Source organism: Microbacterium sp. P2_F9, from assembly GCF_056403635.1.
The window spans coordinates 1-6,308 of the sequence record NZ_JBFUFC010000216.1 but is presented as its reverse complement, the minus strand read 5'-3'; the positions used below and the strand labels follow the sequence as shown (position 1 = coordinate 6,308).

Here is a 6,308-nt window from a genome sequence, read left to right as displayed (position 1 = left end):
GGCTGCCGCTGCCGCGAGACGCTCAGCCTCGGCCCGCGCAGCCGCCGCCGCCGCCTCGCGGGCGATGCGCGCGGCCTCGACACCGGCCTGGTAATCCGCGATGGTGCGGGCTGTGGTGTCCTGAAGCGCGGCGAGCTGAGCCTGCAGATCGGACAGGTGCGCCTGCTGGGCGTCGAGCGCCGCCTGCGCCGCGTCGGCTGCCTGCTGCGCTTCGACCATCTTCTGCTCGGCAACCTTCTGCAGCCGGTCGCGCTCGTCCCGAGCGACCACGGCCTGGTCGCTGAGACTCTGCGCGGCGTCGCGTGCCGTGATCGCATCCGCGTAGACCGCCTGGTTGCGCTCGATGAGCTGGTCCATCGTGCCGAGTCGCGCCAGCAGATCGTCCGCCGATGCGGCCGATCCGGCGAAGAAGAGCTCCAGCGAGGTGTCATCGCCGCCGTTGCGGTAGAGCTGCGCCGCCACCCGACCGGCCTTGTTCGCGGCATCCAGCGCTGTCGCAGCCTGCTGATCCGCCTGCTGCTGCAGCTGATCGGCGCGCGCCGCCGCATCGAAGTACTCCTGCTGCGCGGTGTAGAACGCGTCCGAGGCGACCTGTGCCGCGGCCTGGGTGCGCTGGACCTCGGATTCGAGGCCGGCGATCAACCCCTGGATGTTGGTGACCTCGGTCGCCTTGGCCGCCTCGTTCGACTTGGCTCGCTGGACGTCGTCCCAGGAGGGGTAGTCCACGGCGAAGGCCGCCGGGAGCAGAGGGCCTGCGAAGGCGCCGAGGGTCACAAGACCGAGAGCCCCGAGACCCAGCGCTCCACGCCGGCTGATCACGGGCCAGAGGGCGCGGCGTTCGCGGGCATTAGGGGCGCAGTCGCACTCCTCGACGCCRTGATCCGGCTCCACGTATCCCTCCCGGCTCAGGACAACTTCTTTCACAGTAGCAACATCGCTAACACGCGCAAGAGAAGCTGTGGCCCCATCTTGCTCCGGTTCGGGCCGGAGCGCACCCACTATCGTGCGCCGGAATCACCCGTGCGCGGCCAGGGCGCGCCCTCGATTGGCGCATTCCACAGCGATTGCGTATGCTTGAGCGTCGGTAAGCGTGAGCGCCAGGCGATGAGCCAGGGGTTCATTTGGCCCCATCGTTTAGTGGCCTAGGACGCCGCCCTTTCACGGCGGTAGCACGGGTTCGAATCCCGTTGGGGTCACAAAATACCGATTACAATTCAATACGCAAGGCCCTGTAGCGCAGTTGGTTAGCGTGCCGCCCTGTCACGGCGGAGGTCGCGGGTTCAAGTCCCGTCAGGGTCGCTCTGAGCGACGGGCCCTTTTTTCGGAGAGGGCCTTTCGTCTTAGGCGCGGCGATCGTGTTGATTCAGGATGCTGCGCGGCTCTGTAGCTCAGTTGGTAGAGCGCACGACTGAAAATCGTGAGGTCACGGGATCGACGCCCGTCGGAGCCACTGAAACCCTCTTCTGGCTTCTACAGGAGGGGGTTTCTTCATGCCCGGTCAGAGGCTATTTCCGACGTATCGAAAAGTAATGGTTCCTGGTTGCTCGGCTGCTCAAGCATCCTCAAGGGCATCGACTGCGGCATTTGTGCCGGCAAAGTGCCTGTAGCTTCCCGGCACAAATGGGCTAACTTCCCGGCACTGCTCGATGACGTCGCTCGGGGCGTCGACGAACGGAGGCCAATGGGCGCCACCTGTCACCACCTGCGACCCTGCGCGGAGCACCCCAATCGCAAGGACCGCACGATTCTGGTCGCGCGCTCACAGACACTCAATCGGAAGGGCCTCGAGACCTGCACGCAGACCCCCGGTCTGATTCGTGGCAGAAATGTGCCCCGATCCGCTACGCCCCGAGGTGATGTCGGAGCGCCGCTTCGAGGGGCGGCAGGTGAGTCTGGATCACGTCGCGAACGGTGTCGACGTCGACGCCGAAGTACTGGTGAACGAGGATGTTCCGAAACCCTCGAATCTGCGGCCACGCGATCTCGGAATGAGCGTCGGTGATCTCCCCCGGGAGACGGGACACGGCTTCACCGATGATCTGAAGATTCCGCTCGACGGCATCCTCAGCCATATCGACAAGATCAGGGTCCGCACTGTCCAACGAGATCACGTAGCGGCAGCAGCGATCGATCGACTCGAGAATGTCCTGGATTCGCTGCTCGGCGCTGCGGGTCACAAGGCAACCGAATCCGAGAGAGCCGACTCTGAGACCGGCCGCTTAAGAAGCTGCACGGGAAAGACGTCGATGTCCTGCCTGCCGTAGAGCTCCCGAGTCTCCTCCATGAGACCGCTCGCCCGCATGAGCAGATTCCCGTCAGCAGGATCCATCTCGACAATGATGTCGATGTCACTGCCTTCAACGGCATCACCACGCGCGACCGAACCGAATAGTCTCGGGTTCCTTGCGGCGTACTTGGCGAGCAACTCGTCGAACCCGGCACGGCGCGCTTCGATTACTTCGCGCAATGCGAAGCTCGACTGGCTCGTGCCGCTCATGGCACAAGGGTAACGCCACGTCTTGGGCTGGACGCCGCATCACCTGGAACGGACCGCGACCAATGGGGATGGAGTCATCCGATTAGGTAGACCATTCCCCGACCGTCAGCCGCAAGCGACTCGACAAATTCCTGAGCTCGTCTGAGGAAATCGAGGATGTACCGGAGCTCATCCTCGTCGTCGGCTGCGCGCGGACTGCGCCACGATTCCGCCCACGCCCGCACCCGGGACTCGTCAATCGCGCAGAGGTCGTCACGAATCACCGGCACCTCCTCCGGCAGGATTGTCCTCACCCACGGATCCCAGCCCAATCCGTGCATCGTCACGTTTCCCTCGAACATGCGGTACGACGAGCCAGCGGGACTGTCGGGCGTCGGGTGCGTGAGTGACTGCAGCGCCGACCAGGCCTTGTCGAGGTACAGCATGTCGCGCTTGGGCGAGACCTGCTCGAACGTCGCGACGCTCACTGATGCGTGTGGCTCCATGCCCCACGCATCGGCAAGTGGGTCGCTGGAGAGCATGCTGTGCGGGTCGTCGACCGCCTGCTGTACGAGGTTGGCGTCGAAGGCGTATGCGTAGTACCGGATTCCCATGCGCCGATGATCCCGTTCGCAGAGAGGGCCGGCATCCCAGCATCCGGCGGACGGGGACAACGCGAACAGGCGTCGCGCTGTGGAGGAATGGCAGCGTCGAGCTCAAGTGAGATGCATCGTCTTCAGTTCGAGCGCCGCAACGACGCCGGCACCGAGACCGAGGGATTCGCGCTCGCGGCCGCCAGTTCAGTGCGAGCAGCGCCCGCGACATCCGACTGCTGCGGAAACCGTGCCGGGAAAGTGCCGGGAACTCCGTCGAAACGACGACGATCAACGAGCACCAATGAGCACCTCGACCCGCGTGATCCCGGGATGAACGAGCACCAACTGCGACCCGATAACCCCCGGCGCAGAACTGAAAATCGTGAGGTCACGGGATCGACGCCCGTCGGAGCCACAGAAACCCTCTTCTGGCTTCTACAGGAGGGGGTTTCTTCATTCCGTGGTCAGGGTTGGTTTTCGCCCCTGGCAGCAATGAGCCGAGCGAGTCGAAACTCTGCGAACCGCCGCCGTCCGCACTCATTCGCAGTGCGCTTGGGCCGGTCCGGGGCCGGTTGAACTCGAGATTCCGCGTACTCGAGTCATCCGAACCGACCGCAAGCCGGTCCCTCAGCGGACCCGCCTCTCACTAGGCGAAGCTGGTTTGCAGTCGTCCCCGTCGGCGCCCCGAGGTGCAGCCAGCGCTCGAGTCGCTCGCTCTGCACGGCTTGGTCAAATGTCGCCCGATCCATCGATCCATGCTCGCACGTCGCCGTGCGTCACCCGCCCGCTACCCGGTCCCTCAGCGCGCTACGTCAAGCCGTGGAAGCGGTGTCTCGATTGACACCGGCGGCATGGCCGCATATCGTTTCTCGATAATAACGGTTATCGATATGGAGCATTTGTGGATCCGGTCCCCGCCAACCTCCTCGTTGCGATTCCTGCCGTTCTGGTCGTGGTGACGGTGACGATCATCCTGGTGGTGCGAGGCCGCCGGTCCGCGAGCGGAGCACTCACTCGCGCCGAGTCAACGGTGATCTCATTCGTCGGAGCTGGCGCCATGCTGAGCGCGCTGGGCTGCCTGATCGGATTGTGGAGCAACGCATCGTGGATCTTTACCGCGGAGCCGCTCCGGGTGACTGGCCTCCACTACGCCGGTGCCACCACTCCGGAATTGCTTGTCGGCGTCGACCACATTGCGGCGAGCGGTTACGAGTCCATCTGGATGGAAGTGATTGGGCTTCCTGCGGGGTCGCGCTGGCTGTTCTACGCCGAGGTCACCCTGCCGCTCGTGACCGCCCTCGCGATCAGTACGGCCGTGGCATGGCTGTCCTTCACGATGGTCCGCGCGCGCCCGTTCGCCCGTGCATTTCCAATCGGCATCGGCGTGGCCGCCATTGCAGTGATGGTCGGAGGCCTCGGGTGGCAGTTTGCCGGCGCGCTCGCCCGTTCATCCGTCATCGAGTATCTCGGCGAAGCGCAGCTCGTCGGCGACAACTCCACAGCGCCGGCATACGACGTCCTTTCCTACTTCTGGCTCCAACTCGATCTCGCTCCGGTCGGATGGGCGTTCGGCCTAGCACTCGTCGCGGCAGCATTCCAAATCGGAACCCGCCTCCAGCGCGAAACGGACCTGCTGGTATGACCCCAGCGGAACATGATGACGGCCCGAGCGGCATCCACTGTCGGCTCGACCAACTGCTCGAGGAACGTGCCATGACCCTGACGCACCTGTCGGAGCTTGTCGGCGTCTCGGTGGTGAACCTTTCCATTCTCAAGAACGATCGAGCTCGCGCCATCCGCTACTCCACACTGTCGGCTATCTGCCGAGTGCTGGACTGCGAAGTAGGGGACATCCTGGTGAGAGCTGAGTACGCCGGCTGAACCGACGACCTCCGAAGTCTTCCCACGTGTCCGGCGTCAGCATCCGGGTGGTCAGCACCAAGTCGCTGTCTTCATCGAAAGCGGCCCCGCTCTCAGTGGGTGGCCCATGCACTTGTCAGTTGATGATCTCCGCGTCGCTCTCGCGCAGGGTGGTCAGCCGGGTACGCCAAGCATCGAGCGCTTCGGGTGTCTGACGTGGCCAGTCGGTGACCTCTCCGATCACAACCAAGGGAGCGGCCGTTCGGAACGAACGGGTGGGGTTCCCGGGGAACTTCTTGTCGGTGACGTTCGGATCGTTCTCGAACTGGCCGGTGGGCTCGACCAGATAGACATGCGGTCGAGCTCCCTCAGGGCCGAGCATCGCCGCGATCTCCGCCGCAAGACCAGCCCCGTCACGCAGAGCGGTGAAGTAGACGTGATTCATGGTCACCGCAGGCTTGTAGTTCGACGGGTACCCCGCGGTCAGCTGATCGCCCGCACTGAGTTCAGCTCGCGTGCCGTGAAAGAACGGTCCATCGTCGAGTGGGGTGGACTCCACCATCGGGCCATTCTCAACCCGCGGCGCGCCGACTCACAACCAGGTCCTTCGCTGCCCCGCTATCGACCGAGTGCTCGACGGCCAGCAGGAGTCATTAGACCTTCTGACTCCAGTCGCTCAGCGATCTTCAGATTGCGATCTGAGGTCGTTCCGGGCGTGCGCCTTGGTGTGAACTTCTGCAGGTACGATGCCGCGTCGAAGCCGCGTCGGCTGCTCTCGCTCCAGCCGTAGGCGATGCCGGCTTCCAACAGTTCGTTGAAGCTCACTGAGGCCACGAAACTGTCGGCCTTCTGTAGCTGCACCCACACGCCGGAGTGCGTCGCATGATGAGAATCGAGCCACGCCCACAACTGCTCCGCCGAGGCGAATGAAACGGTCTCGAGCTCTTCAGGCACGGTCCTCACGCTAGCGCCGCACGGGGCGTCGCGCGCGGCTGCCAACGCAGGCTTCTACGCATGGGGGTTTCTTCACTTCCCAATGCTCCGGCGTCCACCGGCCGGCTTGGGTCACACCTTCAGGTCCTGCTTCGGCACCCACACCTCGCGGATGATGAGCAGGATCATCGCCATCGTCGGCAGTGCCAGGAGCACGCCGAGGACTCCGAGGAGCGTGCCGCCGACCATGGCGCCGATGAGCACGAGCACTCCGGGGATGGAGATCGCCCTGTTCATGATGCGCGGGCTCAGGATGTACGACTCGATCTGGATGTAGATCAGATACGCGATCGCGAACATGAGCGCCTGGGTGGGACTCGTGAACAGGGCCACGACGCTGCCGATCACCAGGAAGATCACCGAACCGAACAGCGGGATCAGCG

Annotated in this window: 9 protein-coding genes and 3 tRNA genes; 5 read left to right on the top strand and 7 right to left on the bottom strand. The window is 64.2% G+C overall.

Annotated features, from left to right (window positions below; genetic code table 11):
- Positions 1-891, bottom strand: an 891-nt coding sequence (locus tag AC1DVT_RS17160; RefSeq protein ID WP_477390266.1) for a coiled-coil domain-containing protein, incomplete at its 3' end; no start/stop codon positions are given.
- 232 nt (positions 892-1,123) lie between these two features.
- Between AC1DVT_RS17160 and AC1DVT_RS17155 the strand changes: the two genes are divergently transcribed.
- The 3 genes from AC1DVT_RS17155 (at position 1,124) to AC1DVT_RS17145 (ending at position 1,450) form a co-directional block, all read left to right on the top strand.
- Positions 1,124-1,196, top strand: a tRNA-Glu gene (locus AC1DVT_RS17155).
- 29 nt (positions 1,197-1,225) lie between these two features.
- A tRNA-Asp gene (locus tag AC1DVT_RS17150) sits at positions 1,226-1,299 on the top strand.
- A 78-nt stretch (positions 1,300-1,377) separates the two neighbouring features.
- Positions 1,378-1,450: transfer RNA gene (locus AC1DVT_RS17145), tRNA-Phe, on the top strand.
- A 391-nt stretch (positions 1,451-1,841) separates the two neighbouring features.
- Here the strand turns inward: AC1DVT_RS17145 and AC1DVT_RS17140 are convergent.
- From AC1DVT_RS17140 to AC1DVT_RS17130, 3 genes are all read right to left on the bottom strand, one after another.
- On the bottom strand, positions 1,842-2,177 hold the full coding sequence (locus AC1DVT_RS17140) for a HepT-like ribonuclease domain-containing protein (RefSeq protein ID WP_457099969.1): 336 nt from the start codon (positions 2,175-2,177) through the stop codon (positions 1,842-1,844).
- Positions 2,174-2,497 (bottom strand): nucleotidyltransferase family protein, encoded by a 324-nt coding sequence (locus AC1DVT_RS17135; protein ID WP_457099968.1) that lies wholly within the window; start codon positions 2,495-2,497, stop codon positions 2,174-2,176. The genes AC1DVT_RS17140 and AC1DVT_RS17135 overlap by 4 nt, the downstream gene beginning before the upstream one ends.
- A 74-nt stretch (positions 2,498-2,571) precedes the next feature.
- Entirely contained in the window at positions 2,572-3,090 is a 519-nt protein-coding gene (locus AC1DVT_RS17130; RefSeq protein ID WP_477390264.1) for a hypothetical protein, read from the bottom strand.
- Between the two features lie 883 nt (positions 3,091-3,973).
- On the opposite strand from AC1DVT_RS17130, the gene AC1DVT_RS17125 reads away from it, so the two are divergent.
- Together AC1DVT_RS17125 and AC1DVT_RS17120 are read left to right on the top strand one after the other, a co-directional pair.
- Complete coding sequence (locus tag AC1DVT_RS17125; protein WP_477390262.1) at positions 3,974-4,714, top strand: hypothetical protein; 741 nt, start codon at positions 3,974-3,976, stop codon at positions 4,712-4,714.
- On the top strand, positions 4,711-4,953 hold the full coding sequence (locus AC1DVT_RS17120; protein WP_477390260.1) for a helix-turn-helix domain-containing protein: 243 nt from the start codon (positions 4,711-4,713) through the stop codon (positions 4,951-4,953). Before AC1DVT_RS17125 ends, AC1DVT_RS17120 begins: the two co-directional genes overlap by 4 nt.
- A gap of 115 nt (positions 4,954-5,068) precedes the next feature.
- On the opposite strand, the gene arr is transcribed toward AC1DVT_RS17120, so the two are convergent.
- The 3 genes from arr to AC1DVT_RS17105 form a co-directional block, all read right to left on the bottom strand.
- Positions 5,069-5,494, bottom strand: a complete 426-nt coding sequence (gene arr, locus AC1DVT_RS17115; RefSeq protein WP_477390258.1) for an NAD(+)--rifampin ADP-ribosyltransferase — start codon at positions 5,492-5,494, stop codon at positions 5,069-5,071.
- 56 nt (positions 5,495-5,550) lie between these two features.
- Positions 5,551-5,886: a YdeI/OmpD-associated family protein gene (locus tag AC1DVT_RS17110; RefSeq protein ID WP_477390256.1), complete on the bottom strand. Its 336-nt coding sequence runs from the start codon at positions 5,884-5,886 to the stop codon at positions 5,551-5,553.
- 111 nt (positions 5,887-5,997) lie between these two features.
- Positions 5,998-6,308, bottom strand: a 311-nt coding sequence (locus tag AC1DVT_RS17105) for an AI-2E family transporter (RefSeq protein ID WP_477390254.1), incomplete at its 5' end; no start/stop codon positions are given.

Bases quoted from the DNA above. Each gene is read 5' to 3' on its own strand.
- AC1DVT_RS17135 (WP_457099968.1), bottom strand. From the start codon at position 2,497: ATGAGCGGCACGAGCCAGTCGAGCTTCGCATTGCGCGAAGTAATCGAA.
- arr (WP_477390258.1), bottom strand. From the start codon at position 5,494: ATGGTGGAGTCCACCCCACTCGACGATGGACCGTTCTTTCACGGCACG.
- AC1DVT_RS17120 (WP_477390260.1), top strand. From the start codon at position 4,711: ATGACCCCAGCGGAACATGATGACGGCCCGAGCGGCATCCACTGTCGG.
- AC1DVT_RS17130 (WP_477390264.1), bottom strand. From the start codon at position 3,090: ATGGGAATCCGGTACTACGCATACGCCTTCGACGCCAACCTCGTACAG.